At 55.3% G+C, this 13,847-nt stretch carries 14 protein-coding genes; 4 read left to right on the forward strand and 10 right to left on the reverse strand.

The window, feature by feature from the left end; genetic code table 11:
• Positions 1–23: 23 nt before the first annotated feature.
• Positions 24–1,064 (reverse strand): GerMN domain-containing protein, encoded by a 1,041-nt coding sequence (locus FKP33_RS11330; RefSeq protein WP_054796905.1) that lies wholly within the window; start codon positions 1,062–1,064, stop codon positions 24–26.
• Positions 1,065–1,255: 191 nt separating this feature from the next.
• On the opposite strand from FKP33_RS11330, the gene FKP33_RS11335 reads away from it, so the two are divergent.
• Together FKP33_RS11335 and FKP33_RS11340 are read left to right on the forward strand one after the other, a co-directional pair.
• On the forward strand, positions 1,256–2,143 hold the full coding sequence (locus tag FKP33_RS11335; RefSeq protein WP_054796939.1) for a sensor domain-containing diguanylate cyclase: 888 nt from the start codon (positions 1,256–1,258) through the stop codon (positions 2,141–2,143).
• Positions 2,140–2,667: a phosphatidylglycerophosphatase A family protein gene (locus FKP33_RS11340; RefSeq protein WP_054796906.1), complete on the forward strand. Its 528-nt coding sequence runs from the start codon at positions 2,140–2,142 to the stop codon at positions 2,665–2,667. The genes FKP33_RS11335 and FKP33_RS11340 overlap by 4 nt, the downstream gene beginning before the upstream one ends.
• 45 nt (positions 2,668–2,712) lie before the next feature.
• Here the strand turns inward: FKP33_RS11340 and FKP33_RS11345 are convergent, their stop codons facing one another.
• The 5 genes from FKP33_RS11345 to FKP33_RS11365 form a co-directional block, all read right to left on the reverse strand.
• The gene (locus FKP33_RS11345) at positions 2,713–3,351 is read right to left on the reverse strand and encodes a DUF1906 domain-containing protein (protein WP_141335079.1); all 639 of its coding nucleotides are present in this window, start codon (positions 3,349–3,351) and stop codon (positions 2,713–2,715) included.
• A gap of 108 nt (positions 3,352–3,459) precedes the next feature.
• Positions 3,460–4,098, reverse strand: a complete 639-nt coding sequence (locus tag FKP33_RS11350) for a hypothetical protein (protein WP_127607753.1) — start codon at positions 4,096–4,098, stop codon at positions 3,460–3,462.
• Positions 4,095–5,222: a Ger(x)C family spore germination C-terminal domain-containing protein gene (locus FKP33_RS11355; RefSeq protein WP_127607751.1), complete on the reverse strand. Its 1,128-nt coding sequence runs from the start codon at positions 5,220–5,222 to the stop codon at positions 4,095–4,097. Before FKP33_RS11355 ends, FKP33_RS11350 begins: the two co-directional genes overlap by 4 nt.
• Before the next feature lie 355 nt (positions 5,223–5,577).
• A complete protein-coding gene (locus FKP33_RS11360; RefSeq protein WP_141335081.1) occupies positions 5,578–6,579 on the reverse strand; it encodes an MBL fold metallo-hydrolase in 1,002 nt (333 codons plus the stop codon).
• The gene (locus FKP33_RS11365; protein WP_127607747.1) at positions 6,572–7,327 is read right to left on the reverse strand and encodes a class I SAM-dependent methyltransferase; all 756 of its coding nucleotides are present in this window, start codon (positions 7,325–7,327) and stop codon (positions 6,572–6,574) included. The genes FKP33_RS11360 and FKP33_RS11365 overlap by 8 nt, the downstream gene beginning before the upstream one ends.
• Positions 7,328–7,494: 167 nt before the next feature.
• On the opposite strand from FKP33_RS11365, the gene FKP33_RS11370 reads away from it, so the two are divergent.
• Entirely contained in the window at positions 7,495–8,682 is a 1,188-nt protein-coding gene (locus tag FKP33_RS11370) for an ROK family transcriptional regulator (protein ID WP_127607844.1), read from the forward strand.
• A gap of 187 nt (positions 8,683–8,869) precedes the next feature.
• Here FKP33_RS11370 and FKP33_RS11375 read toward each other — a convergent pair whose 3' ends face one another.
• Entirely contained in the window at positions 8,870–10,042 is a 1,173-nt protein-coding gene (locus FKP33_RS11375; protein ID WP_127607745.1) for a DNA sulfur modification protein DndB, read from the reverse strand.
• Positions 10,042–11,217, reverse strand: a complete 1,176-nt coding sequence (locus FKP33_RS11380) for a DGQHR domain-containing protein (RefSeq protein WP_141335083.1) — start codon at positions 11,215–11,217, stop codon at positions 10,042–10,044. Before FKP33_RS11380 ends, FKP33_RS11375 begins: the two co-directional genes overlap by 1 nt.
• A gap of 450 nt (positions 11,218–11,667) precedes the next feature.
• On the opposite strand from FKP33_RS11380, the gene FKP33_RS11385 reads away from it, so the two are divergent.
• Positions 11,668–12,594, forward strand: coding sequence for an aromatic acid exporter family protein (locus FKP33_RS11385; protein ID WP_127607742.1), 927 nt, complete (start codon positions 11,668–11,670; stop codon positions 12,592–12,594).
• A gap of 197 nt (positions 12,595–12,791) precedes the next feature.
• Here the strand turns inward: FKP33_RS11385 and FKP33_RS11390 are convergent, their stop codons facing one another.
• Positions 12,792–13,118 carry an AzlD domain-containing protein gene (locus tag FKP33_RS11390; RefSeq protein ID WP_127607740.1) on the reverse strand — a complete coding sequence of 109 codons (327 nt, stop codon included), beginning with the start codon at positions 13,116–13,118 and terminating at the stop codon, positions 12,792–12,794.
• A complete protein-coding gene (locus tag FKP33_RS11395; RefSeq protein WP_127607738.1) occupies positions 13,109–13,825 on the reverse strand; it encodes an AzlC family ABC transporter permease in 717 nt (238 codons plus the stop codon). The genes FKP33_RS11390 and FKP33_RS11395 overlap by 10 nt, the downstream gene beginning before the upstream one ends.
• Between the last annotated feature and the right edge of the window lie 22 nt (positions 13,826–13,847).

Raw genomic sequence — 13,847 nt, forward strand, 5'->3', positions numbered from 1 at the left:
GGGCGCGGCTTGCGGCGAAAGCCCTATAATTTATTCGGGTTGACCGTCGAAGGGCGGCTGACCGGCTTGGCATAACTTTGATTGTCGGTTCCGTTGACTTTGGCATCGCCGTTCACGAGAATTTGCACCTTCGTGCCGGTCCCGGCATTTTCGGTAATCGACAGAACGACCGCCTTCAACGCTTCAGCCGGCGCTTTGGCATCCGGTCCGAGCACTTTGTCAGAGAAGTTGACGGTGATCACGTCGGACGACTGACTGACGCCGAGCAGCTCGCTGCCCGCGTTCAAGACGGCTTCAAGCCCTTTGCTTTGATCCGGTCCCGCGATCAGCTGCTGTACGACCGCTTCGGAGATTTGGTCTGTACGTTTAATCAAACGGGTAACCGGCACATAATACGGATACTCTTCTTGGTTTTGGCTCAGGAAGTACAGCGTGACCGGCGTCGTCTGCCCGTACTCAACGCCGTCCGGCTTCTCAATGTTGATGCCCATTGTGCGGGACAGCGGCTCGTCGAGCGGCGTTCCGCCAACCGGCATCTCTTTGATCGCCGTGCCTTCGACCCGGATTTGCACCTTATCGACAGTCGGAAATCCGGTCACGGTCCACGTGACGGCTTCCAATATTTTACGCTCGTCCTGCAGGTTGTAGTCGTTAAAGGCTTTGGAAAAGTCGACAACCGCGAGCTTCTGATCTTTGATAATGTTGATGCCCTTGACCTCGGTGCCTTTGGGCAGCAGCGCGCTGAAGCCCGCAGGCAGACGTCCCTCGGAAGGACCGCCTTCGACCATATACTCGAGCGCTTTCTTCGCTGTGCCTTCGGTTTTCTCCACCTGCAGCGAAATCGGGGCTACGAACCCTCGCTCGTCTTTGGCGTACACGGTCAGCTGCATCGGATTGGCGATCTCCGCGGACGGCTGTACACTCGTCGTTTTCGCTTCTATACCGCTCGGAGGCTGGTCGATGGGCTGCGATTGTTCCTTCGTGTCCAATAACGAGCAGCCTGTCGTCACAACCATGACAAGGCCGGTAACGGCGGCCCACCGGATCCACTTATCCTGTTTCATTTACGTTTCCTCCTTGGTATTGGGGTGTTGTCCGTTTACCTCTATATATACGGGAGGAAGACAAGTTTATGCCTGTACTTTGTCCATTTTGAGCAGAAACTTATTTGCTTCCAAAGTCGCATATTATCTTGATTTAACTAGCCCCCGAAACCTATAATAAAGGAGAGTTTTTCCAAAAAGAGGTGATTCCGATGGAAAACCGTCTCCCCGATTCTTTCACCGACCGTCTATACCGGACAGCCGTTCAGCAATCGCCGGACTGGTTGTGGCTGTTTGATGCAGCCGGAACGCCGATCGGCGTCTCTCCTGCTCACAATGCGGGCGAGCCTTTATATGCCAAGGTATTCGACGGGGATTTACAGGGGCTTCAAAACGCCTGCCAGGTGTTGCTTCAGCAGTCCCAATCCTTTGTCATGATGTTCCGCATCTTCCTGCCCGACGGCAAGCTGCTTTGGCTGGAAGCCAAAGGCTACCCGCTGAACCACGACGGAGCCTGTGGACAAGCCGCTCTATCCGCGAAAGACATCAGCTCCTATAAGCAGCAGGAAGAACGGCTTACTCGTCTTGCCTATCATGATGCGTTAACGGGGCTTCCTAACCGCCGTCTATTTCACGATCGATTCACGCAAGCGCTGCATATTGCGAGGCGCTATCATCATAAACTAGCCCTGTTGTACTTGGATTTGGACGATTTTAAGCGCATCAACGACACCTACGGGCACGCCATCGGCGATGAGCTGCTCGCTACCGCCGCCTCCCGTCTCTCCCATTCCATACGCGAGCCGGATACGATATGCCGGATGGGCGGGGATGAATTCGTTGTGCTGCTGCAGCAGTTCGAACTGCGGGAGGATGTCGCCAAGATCGGAAGGCGCATTGCAGAGGTGCTCAGCCAGCCGTTCGAGCTGAGCGGCCAACAGATCGCGATTACAAGCAGCATCGGAGCTGCTTTCTACCCGGAGGACGCCCCTGACGCCGATTCGCTCCTCCAGTGCGCCGATATCGCCATGTACGCGTCGAAGCAGCAGGGCAAAAACGACTTTCAGTTTTACACGCAGCCCAAAGGAGGATCCGCATGACCTACAGCTTGAACAGTCAACAAGTAGCCGAGGCTTCCAAGCAATGGCTGCAGGAGCGCGGCGTTCGTATCGAAGATATCGCCGAACTTACGTTCTTACTTCAGCAAAATTATTACGACACCTTGACGATCGAAGAATGCCAAACAAGTGTCGAGCAGGTGTTGTCCAAACGCGAGGTGCAGAACGCCATCCTGACCGGCATTCAGCTCGATATTCTCACCGAAGAAGGAAAGCTGCGTTCCCCGTTGCAGGAAATGATCGAGAACGACGAAGGCCTGTACGGCTGCGATGAAATTTTGGCGCTGTCGATCGTCAACGTGTACGGCAGCATCGGATTAACGAACTTCGGGTACATCGACAAGCTGAAGCCCGGCATCGTCCAAACCTTGAACGATAAATCCGGCCCGCACAAGCATACGTTTCTGGACGACATCGTCGGCGCAATCGCCGCCTCGGCCAGCAGCCGCATCGCCCATCGCAAGCAGGAGGAAAAAGAAAAGAAGGGCTTGCTCCCTCCTTCCTGACGAATTGAAAACGGCGCTTTCTCTTTGCGAGAAAGCGCCGTCTTCTTATGCATTCACTTTAAACCCTCCGCCGCTGCCGTTCGAACGAACCCGGTCCACAGTCCCGGCGTTGCGGCATGCGTCCAGCGTAAGATCGTTGCTGTACTGGTACAGGTTGGCTTCATCGAGCGTACGTCCGCGGCTCCATGCATACGTCAACCATATATACGTCACGTCGTCGACCCGGTCCCGGATGTACGTCACCGCGTCGTACGTGCCGTAAATGCCGAGCGGCCAGCTCGCGCCGCCGTTGTCTTGCGCATACTGCCGCATCCGCTGCTGGACGCCTTCGAAATACCGCTCCACATTCGCCAGACGCGAATCTTGCGCCCTCACTTCGAAGTCGACGGCAAAATAAATCGGCGTGCCGGTCGGTTGACCGACGTCCGTTGCCCGTTGAATCGCCCTGCTGCAATCGCTGACCCCGCGCTCATACGTAAAATAGCCGGGGTTATTCGCCGCATCCTGATAAACCGTCACGATCCAAAGGCCGCGCGAAGAAATGAGCTGCGCTTCGCTGCGGGTCAAGTTTTTCCAATCGGAATTGCTGTAATATCTGCCGATAAACGTGATGCCGTTGCTGCGCAAACAGTCGAGCGGCGCCGCCGTCGTAAAAGGGGCCGCGCGGTCGATGCCTTCCGCCATGATGGATCCCTCCCGCAAGTATCGAATCGAACTGCTGCATTCATCCTATGCGCGCAAGGGACAATCGAGCTGAGAAGAACGCCCGTCTTCGCGGTCGGCAGGTACCCGTTACTTCATGGGCGCCAACGTTTCGGCGATGGCTTCAATTTCTTGCGGCGAGACGGATTTTGCCGAGCTTAGCGCCAAATACGTATCGCCGAGCTTCAAGTAGAGCGTAGGCTGCCCGGCGACGGTGACCCATTTGCCCGTGCCGATGTTGAGCTTGACCTCCCGTTCCGATTCGGGCTTGTCCGCCGGTTTGATTTCTTGAGCCGATTCGACAATTTGCATCTTCAAAAAGACAAGCGCGAACGCCTTCTCCATTCCCTGCACCTGGCTCAGTCTATCGTCGGGAGCGCCCTGCTGCGGCAAATAGACGGTTTTGACGCCGAGCTTATTTGCGGTTTCGCGAATAAACTTTTTCTCTTCTTCCAGATAGGAGAGCGGCGTTAATTTAACCGGCTCATTCGGCTGTGCAGCCGTTCCGCCGGGGGCCGTACCGGTCCCGCCCTGGCCGGCTGGAGGCGTTTGACCAGCCGATCCGGGCTGCTGCTCCCCACCGGTCGCCGGAGCCGGTGCGGTTTGAGCGTTATCCTCCGGCTTCTTTTCGCTTTTCTGGCATGCGGCGAGCAGTGTACCCGCAGTGAGCAGCGCCGCCGCGGCGAGCGCCGCTCTCCGCACCATCTTATTTGTTAGTCGATTCGTCATTGTGTGACACCTCCGCGAATGTGTACGTTCACGTCAAGCTGAATGCTTGCTTTAGCGAACGCCGATCTCCACCGATCCGCCGTCCAAAATCCGGGGTACTGCGAACGCATCGCTTCTCCCCAATTCAACGGATCGATCTCCAGCCTCTGCAGCTGCTCAATCAGCGCTTTCGCCTGCATGTACATCGACCGCTCGTAAGCGGATGCCTCGGCAGCAGTAACGGCGTCCGAAGCGTCAATGCCGTTCACATGCAGGGCGATGCGCAGGCGAGGCCGCTGCAAATCGCCGTTAGCGGCTACGCTTGTCCGGCAGGACACCGACGATACGGACAAGCCCCCGTTCCCGGCTTGCGGCTGTAACGCAGCTTGCGCCGCCCCCGCTCCGAGCGGCTCCTGAAGCGAGCTTCCTCCGCGCAAGCAGACCAGCAGCCGGCTTTGCTGCGGCGGGAGAATGGCGACAAGCTGTTGTTTTTTAAACAGCATCGCTTTCACTGAAACAAGGGGATTTCTTCCAATTTCATTTCCGTCCGTGCCAGTCCCCGTACCGGAAGGATCCAACGCAAAGAAGGGAAGCGCGAGATCGGATTCGTATTCCGGCTTCGCTTCGTACAGCGAGCTGCGAACGACCGCTTGCGGCTCCAGAGCCATTCGACCGAGCGAACCTGCGTCCGGGCGGCGGACGAAAGCTTCCGCCGTCCCTCCGACAACGGCGACGGCCGGCCTGCTGCCTTGTCGAATCCCCATGCGGCGGAACTCGGCCAGCCAAGACGCCGGAATCCCGTGACGGCGCACCCAGGCCTCGCCGATGACCACCACCTGCGGCGGATCTTTCTGCTTCCATCGCATCGCCCCCTCGGCCAGCGAAACGAACGACCGCGCCTCGACATTCGTCACTGCGTTCGCCTGCAGGCCGCTCCCCGCTTGCCCGGGAACCGCTTGCCGCGTGGTCATGCGAATACCGGCGGGGTCTTCGTCCACTCCCGCTAACGTTACGGCAGTGCCGGCGGCTTCCTGCAGCCGGTATGCGGCGTCCTCCGTCCCCCCGCAGCCCGCGCACCCCCATATCAGCAGCAGCGCCGCCGGCAGCAGCAGTCGTCCCGGACGACTGCTCATCCTCCCATCCATCCGGCCGTCCTCCTTCGTCTACATAAACCAGGTATTCCCGATCGTATTATCGGTCGAATACCTACTATTTCCTAGTTTCAGCCTTTTTATGCAGCAATCCCCATCCGCCGAAGGAACGCCGGACGTTCATGAGAAGCTTGGGCCCGGGACAAGGACCTCAAAGAAAATAAAAAAAGCTCCTGATCGGAGCCCTTCAAGGAAGATACCTATTCATGTTTGGGTGGCAGCTTTACTCGCGATACAGAACCTGTCAGCTCCGCTGAAAACTTTATACTTACTGAAATAACTTAAAAAAACACGCCGCTGACGGTTCGGTTTCCGTCCCGGCGTGCTTCCAGCGCGTTTACCTGCCTGTTCAATTGTGCCCGAAAAATACGATGCCGCCCTGCTCTTCAACGCCAGCCCGCTCCGTTTCCCGCAAATAAATCAGATGCGCGATCGTTTCCGATAGCGCGAACCGCAGCTGGTGCAAGCTGAGCGCTTCGCCGAACGTCGCCCGGCATACCGCATAAGCCGTTGCTGGCTCCGTCAAGCAAGCCTGCATCGCCTCCAGGCGCTCGGCGTGATGCGCGATCAGCTCGGTTGCCCGCGCAGCCAGCCGTCCGAACGGCTCGCGATGCCCCGGATACGCAAGGCGAACCTCAAAGCGGCTAATCGTGCGCAAGCTTTCCAAATAACTGGCGAGCGGGTTCTCGTCGATGCCGCCCGGCAAGTAGCTGACGTTCGGCGAAATTTGCGGCAGCACATGATCGCCGCAAAACATTTCTTTCGTCTCCGCCTGATAAAAGCAAAGGTGCCCGGCGGCATGCCCCGGCGTGAGTATCGACGTGTAAGTCCGCTCCCCTAGCCGCATCTCCTCGCCCCCGGACAACACGGTCACCTCGGGCTGTGGCGACACAGCCGGCATGAAGCCGTCCATATGCTCGCGCATCGGCGCCTCGAGCTCGGCCGGCAGCCCATGCCGCCGAAACAGCGCAAGCAGCCGCTCCGTCATCGGCGCGCCCTCGCCCCAAAGCAGGCGCACCTGCTCCAAGCCCGGTTGCGACAGGAACACCTGCGCGTTCGTGCGCTCCTGGAACCAGCCGGCAAGCCCGTAATGGTCCGGATGGTGATGCGTCAGCACGATGCGGTCGATGTGCCGAAAAGATACGCCCAGCTCCGCAAGCGCCGAGGTCCAGACCTCTTCGGCGGCCGTCGTTCGAAGGCCCGGATCGATCAAGGTCCAGCCTGAGGGGCCGGGCAGCAAATAAGCGTTCACCCAGCGCAAAGGAAACGGGAGCGGAACTTTCACCTGCACGACGTCGCCATGCTTCGTCAAGACAGCCGGTTGCCCCGGAACCGGAACGCGGCTACTCATCTCCTTCACCCCTCCTGCCTACAAAGATCATCCGTTTTGCCGATTCTGACTCGTAAGGCGAGGCGTCGTAACCGCCGTATACGGCGTCGACTTTCAAGCCCGCACGGCACAACAGATCCAGGAACGTGTCGAGGTCGATCAGCTTCACCCGTTCCTCGTAGACGCGCGCCTCGTCTGATGTCTGGGCGTTTTCTTCCACCAGCCTGATCGTCTTGCATACGTAACCGTTCTCGATTCGGCGCGTTTCTTCGATGCGAAGCCCGTCTTCCGTCCGCACGGAATGCGGCACCAAATGGGCCCTCACGTATTCCGGGTTGAGGAAATCGACGATAAACCGTCCGCCGGGACGAAGCAGCCTCCAAATTTCCTTCAACACGCGCTCATGTTCGGCATCGTTGTCGAAATAACCGAACGACGTGAACAAGTTCACGACCGCGTCGAAGGGGCCTTCGAGCGGAACTTGCCGCATATCGCCGTGGACCCAGCGCACTTCGCCCTTCTTGTCCAGCTTGCGGGCTTCCCCTAGCAGCACTTCCGACAAATCGACGCCTGTGACCTTGAAACCGAAACCGGTCAAGGCCATTGAATGACGACCCATACCGCAGCATAAATCGAGCACTTCCGATCCTTCCGGCAGCTCCAGCCATTCCATCATGCGCCGGACTTCCTCGTAAGCCCCTTTCATATCGCGGTGTTTGTATACGATTAAATAGTCGTCTCCGAAACTTTTTTTGTACCATTCCGACATAGGACTCTTCTACTCCTTCTTCGCTTACACAGACTACGCCCTATTTTACCAGAATCGTGTTTGTAAAAGCTATGGTTAACCGGAAGGGCCTGTAGTATAATGATTTTCTGTAAAACAGGTCTCCAACCCATGGAGGAATATACGTGAACCGTACACGAATCGAACAAATGATCAACGGGCGGAAATCGAAAGAAATTTATGAGCATATCCGCAAGCACGGCGTCGTCTCGAAAATCGAGCTGTTGGAAAAAAGCGGCCTGACCGGCAGCACGTTGACCCGTACGCTGGAAGAACTGACGAACCAAGGGTTTATTGCCGAAGCCGGCTTCGGCGAGTCGACCGGCGGGCGCAGGCCAATCTTGTATACGATTAATTCCGATTATGCCTATGTGTTCGGACTGGATATATCCCGCATCTACTCCAAGCTGATGCTCTTCGACATGCAAATGAACCGGCTCGAAGCGAAACGCTGGGTCATGACCGAACAGACGACGCCGCAGGTACTTCTGGAAGAAATTGCGGCGGAAGCGGAAGCGATGCTGCTTAAGCGCGGTCTGACCGGGGACCGGGTGCTCGGCATGGGGATCGGCGCGGTCGGACCGCTCGACCGGGAATCCGGCGTTCTGCTGGACCCGCTTCACTTCCCGGCCCCCGGCTGGACCCAAGTGCACGTGACCGAGTTTCTGGAGCAGCGGCTCGGCTTCCCCGTCATGCTGGACAACGGAGCGAACACCGCGCTCATCGGGGAATCATGGTCCGACCGCGGACGCGACTACCGCCACTTGCTCTACGTGCATGTCGGGGTCGGATTGCGCTCGGCAATGATGACCGGCGGTCATGTCGTCTACGGCGCCGTCGACATGGAGGGCTCGATCGGTCAGATGATCATCCAGACGGACGGTCCCCGGCTCTGGGGGCAAGGAAACTACGGCGCGCTGGAATCTTATGTTTCCATCCCCGCGCTCGAACAGCAGGCGCGCTCACGCCTGAAGCAAGGACGCGACAGCGCGCTGCAGCGAATGGAACGGGACCCCGATCTCATTCAATTCGCCCACCTGCAGCAGGCGCTGCAGGAGAACGATCCGCTAACGGTAGAGCTGTTTACCCAGGCAGCGACTTATTTCGGCATCGGCCTGTCCAATTTGCTGAACATTTTGCACCCGGAGAAGGTTATTCTGGGAGGCGCGGTCATTGGCAGCCACCCCGGATTTTTCCACATCGCGACACGCGCAGCGATTCAGCGCACCTATTATTATCCGAAATATCAAGTCGTCTTCAGCCAAGGCTCGCTCGGCGATGACGCGCTTGCCGCCGGAGCCGCCCTGATGGTCATCAACCGGCTGAGCGTTGTATAGGCAGGCGGCCCGAGCCTTTTACCTAAAGGCCCGGCACAGAGCGGCGGCGCTGCCCGGCTCTTATCCACAAAATGCGACCGATCCGCGCGTTTCATAAACCAAAAAGCTCTGCCCCTCGCGTTCGAGGAGCAGAGCTCATAACGTTCATGCCCGGATGCAGACGCACAGGCTGCATCCATATGCGGCATTATGCCGTTGCTTCGTCTTCCGATGACGGTTCGCCGTACAGCTCTTGGAACAGTTGAACCAATCGTCCGTGCTTGCGAAGCGATTTCTCGTGAATCAAATTCAGCTTGCCGTTATCGAGCAGACCGAATCGTTCGATCAAAAGTTCGTTCTCCTGCGTCCAATCGAAGCCTTCGAAGATGCGCAGACATGTCGTCCAATTTTTCGTATATTGACCGTCTGTGAATAAGTACCGGTGTGCAAACAAGGCGATGCTCTCCTGCATGGCGCGCGCCGACGAGCTGTATTGCGGCAAGCCCGGCTGCTCCGGCATAAGCGGAAGCAGCGTACTGTAGAACTGATGCAAAATTTCGATATACAGGGTCGGATCTTTTTTGATTTTGCGCGCCAGCTCGTAAGACGGCTGCATTTTGCCGGTAAACAGCATCGTCGCCGTCGAGTACAGCCAGCTGAACGACGTAAAGTTTTTGTTGTACGCCGTTAAGTTCGCCCGACGCTCCACCCCGGCCCCCTTCAGGAACATGTTGTGCTCGAGGACCTGCTGAATGACGAGGTTGAGCGGGTCGATCGAATCGAACGAATGACCGAGCTCCTTGCTTACGAGCTGCACCTTCGAGTTGATGTCGCCGAACAGCTGCTTCTCCTCTTCTTCACTCAGTCCGATGTAAATTTGCACCGCCAGCTCGCTCTCCATCAATTCCAGTCTGCGGCGTTCCAGCTGCTCGATCTGACCTTCCAGCAGTTCCAGCTCGGTCGCGGCTTCCGTGTCCTCCGGATTTCTGCGAACCTTGACCTTCAGACCGGACAATTTGCGTTCCAGCCGTCGAGACTCTTTCAGCATTTGCTCATTCACGTAACCGAGCGCCAAAATCCGGTGCTGACCGTCGAGAATGCTCAGCTTCGAACCCGGGCGCAAGCTTAATCCTTCTTCCGTCTTGGCTAAACTGGCCACATCGCGCAGCGACAGCGTCACCGGTCCGAAGAAGACGCGATCGAGCTCCCGCTCCTGCAAGTAATTGGCGATTTTCCGACGCTGGCCCCCGCTCAGCTTACGCTGCACCATCGGGTCGATCGTCGTGTAATTTAACAGATCCTGAACCTGGATCGGAACCGTCGCGAGACCGAAACGGTCGCAAAACGGATGAATTGTCATTTTCAAACGCAAGCCGTCCATTAACCGACATCCTCCTTAGCTTCCTTCTCGTCCTCCATCTCATCTGCCATGTCCGATTCGCGAATCAGGAACAAGTGGTGCTCCTCATAAAAACCTTTCACGTATTGGAAAGCTTTCATAATGCGCGAACGTCTAGGCAGCCGGTCTTTCTCGTCTCCGGAATAAATCGCGTTCCAATCCAAGTGCGGCAAAATGTGAAGCGCATAATCAAGCGCATATTTGTTAAACGTGCCGCTTTTCGTCGCTTCCCCGTGGAAGAACATCGCCAGTGCGATCTGCAGGTTCTCCGACCAGCACAGCTCGCCCTTCTCCGGCTCCGGCAAGTGTCGCAGCATGCCTTCGAAATAATGCTCCGCCACTTTCATCTGGCTTTCGATTTCATGATCCTCAAAGTAGTAGCCATTGCCCCGCGAAGCCGATTTCAGCCTGCCCTCGAACAATCCGATCAAGATTTCGATCAGCAAATGGTACGAGAACAAAAACTCCGGTCCCTTGCCCCGCTCCGTGAACATATCCACCGGAATACGCTTCATGATCGGCGATTCCTCCACCAGACGCGTGGCGAGGACGTGGTAGAAACGGCGCTGTTCGCGAAGCACAGCCAGATTGCCCCCGATTTTACGCGGAAGCTTGTTGATGTCGGAGAACAGCTGACGCTCCTGTCTGGCGTTGATGTCCAAATAAATCATCGTCGACATCGGGAAGGTGTACAGTTTGCTAAGCTTCTTGCCGATTTCTTCCATCCGGTCGTACTCCCGGCGGTCTTTGGCGCGCGCCATCGCGCTTTGCAGCGTTTCCATCAAACGGCGGAAAGCGGCCAACCGGTGCTGCCCATCCACGACATAGAGCTTCTCGATCGCTTGCAGGCGGTATACACCGGATGCCGGATCATATTCCCCGGCTCCTCGGGCAGACAGGATGATCCCCGGAAAATAAATGCCTTGGCCGTGGTCCAGATACAACATGATATAGTCCATCATCCGGGATAAATTAAGCGGAACGATGGAGCGCTGTACTTCGAGATCCACTTCGTAAATCGCGAACAGCTTGCTCATCGGCAGCGTAGTGGACAACGTCGTTTGACCGAACGTTCGGGAGAGCGTTCCCGGAATTTCGATGAACGACGACGTTTTTTGTACAGCCAACAATTCAGATAAAGATGAGATTTGATCCAAAGCTAAATTCCTCCTTTGCGGGTTCGTTATTAAGAAGCCGTCATGCCTTTCGAATCAAAATGGCAAAAATAGGTTGATATGACTCCATTATACACGTTTTAAGACCTAAACATTCAGCTTATCCCCGAATTGATTCGTTTTTTCACGAAAAAAGTGAATCTCTCCCTCTCGTTCCGCTAGAGTACCCCGGTCGATTCACTAGCTTCTTAGACAAAAAAGCGTCGAACGAGCGGCCGAACGCATACATCCAGACAGACAGCGAATTGCAGCTACTCCCATCATAAAATAAAAACTGTGGCCGATTCAAATATTAACGGCTGACTGTGGAAGTGTAATTTTTGTTATTTTCATATTTTCGACAAATCTGTAGAGCGACTCCCCGCGTATATGTTATATATTATTACATATATATGACTTTATAGCGGTCAGGATTTTCGGGGAGGGGTTGGCATGACCATCGGATTTCGCACGATCAAAACGGCGGTTGGCGTCAGCATCGCTATATTGATCGCACAATCGCTGCACTTGTCGTCTTATACGTCGGCCGGGATTTTGGCGCTGCTGTGCATTCAAAAAACAAGAAAACAGTCGTTCACAGCCGTCTGGGAACGGCTCCTCGCCTGCCTCGCAGGAATGGCGATGTCCGGCTTCATGTTTCACTTTTTCGGGCGTCATCCGTTAATTTTCATTCTGCTGTACATGCTGTTCATTCCGGTTTGCGTCAGGTTCAAAATTCAAGGCGGCATCGCCAGCAGCTCCGTCATCATCATGCACATCTATATGAACGGCGCGCTTAACACGTCCTTCGTGCTCAATGAGTTGGCCATCATCGCAATCGGCCTCGGCGTGGCGCTTATCGTCAATTTGTATATGCCGGGCATTGATAAACAAATTTCACAATACAAAGAAGAGATTCATGCCAACATGTCCGCCATCCTCGGCCAATTCGCTAAATATTTAGTCGAAGGTTACGGGCTGTGGGACGGCAAAGAGCTGCTCACGCTCGCCAAGCTGCTCGATAAAGGCAAAAATTTGGCCATTCTCGAAGTGGAAAACAACATGATGCGGAAGGATAATCCGTTTCTGTACTACTTCGAACAAAAGCAGCGGCAGTATCAAATACTCGAACGCATGCTGACGCTCGTCTCGATGCTGGACACCACCCTCGAGCAAGGCGTGCGCATCGGACGCTTGATCGACGAGCTCGGCCGTGACCTTCAAGCGGGGCAAGACCTCGCCTCGTACCATGAGAAGCTGAGAGCGATCCGCGAATACCACAAGCAGCTGCCTCTCCCGGTCACGCGCGCCGAGTTCGAGAACCGGGCAAACTTGTTCTCCTTAGCGAATGAGCTGGAGAAGTTCATTGAAACCATGTAATTCGCGCTCACAAAAGCCTTCTGCTTTGCACAGTCCGGACGGGATGCGCGAAGAGAAGGCTATTTGGCTGGGCTGAACGACTACTTCGCTGCAGAAGCAGCTGTCGCACTTTGTACCTAATCATAACAAATCTTATTGTCGAAAGATAGCTAAAAGTACCTGAGATTCGCCTTCATATCAAGGATTCCGGCTGTGCCCTAAATAAATAAACGCAGTGCGAACATGCTCAGAATGCCAATGAGGACCGTCCCCAGCAGGCTGCGTGTGATCATGGCTGCCGTAAAAGTAAGCAAGGCGGCTACTAACTCCGCTTTATTTATAAAAAACGAAGCCTCCCCTTGCGGTGCGAACAGTTCCTGTCCAATCAACGCAGCCATAATAGCAATCGGAACATGCTTCAACCACTGCAATGCCCAGCTTGGCAATTGAATACGGCTAAGCGCTACAAGGGGAAGAATTCTCGGAATGAAGGTTACAATAGCCGCTCCGATAATAATGAATACGATGTGCCATCTTATTTCCATTTATCCATCACCAATCCTATGGTTGAAGCTAGAACGGTAGCCACGATAACACCTAAGCTTCCGGATGAAATCATGCTCATTCCCACGATAATGAAGATCGCGCTGATTGCGACAACAACGTCTTTCATGATTTGACCGCGGCTTGCCATTTGCAGTACAAGAAGTCCTATAAACATCGCCGGCAAAGCAAAATCAAGACCATACCTCTCCGGATTTGTAATCCATTGTCCAAAATACGCGCCGGCCATATTCGCGACAAACCAGTTCAAGTATGCTGTCACGTTAAGACCGTGCATCCATCTTTCACTGATCCGCTCCTTGCCGGCTGCCCGGGTTAATGCCACTCCGAACGTCTCATCGGTTAGCAGGGAACCTATCCCAATATTTTTCATCGGAGAGAGATGTCGAAAATAAGGCGATAAGGCCGCGCTTAGCAAAATATGGCGGAGATTCACAAAAAAAATCGTAAAGATCATGGCGGTAACGGAATAACTGGCCGTGATCATCCCGGCAAAAATAAATTGTGCGGAACCCGCATAAAGCAGCAAGGACAGAAGAGCGATTTCCGCTAAGCTTAAGCCTGCGGTCTTCTCCACGACGCCTGCGGCGAACCCGATGCTTAAGTACCCGAGCAAAGTAGGAATACAATCCTTTACCCCCTGTATGAACGTATCGTCCTTGGGGGCAGCTGTCGTGTTTGTTTGCATGTGATCTGCTCCATCATCTCAT

Origin of the sequence: Paenibacillus sp. tmac-D7, from assembly GCF_006519665.1 — a bacterium.
Lineage (GTDB): Bacteria > Bacillota > Bacilli > Paenibacillales > NBRC-103111 > Paenibacillus_G > Paenibacillus_G validus.

Excerpts from the sequence above, each read along its gene's own strand:
- FKP33_RS11330 (WP_054796905.1), bottom strand. The coding sequence starts at position 1,064 with ATGAAACAGGATAAGTGGATCCGGTGGGCCGCCGTTACCGGCCTTGTC.
- FKP33_RS11335 (WP_054796939.1), top strand. The coding sequence starts at position 1,256 with ATGGAAAACCGTCTCCCCGATTCTTTCACCGACCGTCTATACCGGACA.
- FKP33_RS11340 (WP_054796906.1), top strand. The coding sequence starts at position 2,140 with ATGACCTACAGCTTGAACAGTCAACAAGTAGCCGAGGCTTCCAAGCAA.
- FKP33_RS11345 (WP_141335079.1), bottom strand. The coding sequence starts at position 3,351 with ATGGCGGAAGGCATCGACCGCGCGGCCCCTTTTACGACGGCGGCGCCG.
- FKP33_RS11350 (WP_127607753.1), bottom strand. The coding sequence starts at position 4,098 with ATGACGAATCGACTAACAAATAAGATGGTGCGGAGAGCGGCGCTCGCC.
- FKP33_RS11355 (WP_127607751.1), bottom strand. The coding sequence starts at position 5,222 with ATGGATGGGAGGATGAGCAGTCGTCCGGGACGACTGCTGCTGCCGGCG.
- FKP33_RS11360 (WP_141335081.1), bottom strand. The coding sequence starts at position 6,579 with ATGAGTAGCCGCGTTCCGGTTCCGGGGCAACCGGCTGTCTTGACGAAG.
- FKP33_RS11365 (WP_127607747.1), bottom strand. The coding sequence starts at position 7,327 with ATGTCGGAATGGTACAAAAAAAGTTTCGGAGACGACTATTTAATCGTA.
- FKP33_RS11370 (WP_127607844.1), top strand. The coding sequence starts at position 7,495 with ATGATCAACGGGCGGAAATCGAAAGAAATTTATGAGCATATCCGCAAG.
- FKP33_RS11375 (WP_127607745.1), bottom strand. The coding sequence starts at position 10,042 with ATGGACGGCTTGCGTTTGAAAATGACAATTCATCCGTTTTGCGACCGT.
- FKP33_RS11385 (WP_127607742.1), top strand. The coding sequence starts at position 11,668 with ATGACCATCGGATTTCGCACGATCAAAACGGCGGTTGGCGTCAGCATC.
- FKP33_RS11390 (WP_127607740.1), bottom strand. The coding sequence starts at position 13,118 with ATGGAAATAAGATGGCACATCGTATTCATTATTATCGGAGCGGCTATT.
- FKP33_RS11395 (WP_127607738.1), bottom strand. The coding sequence starts at position 13,825 with ATGCAAACAAACACGACAGCTGCCCCCAAGGACGATACGTTCATACAG.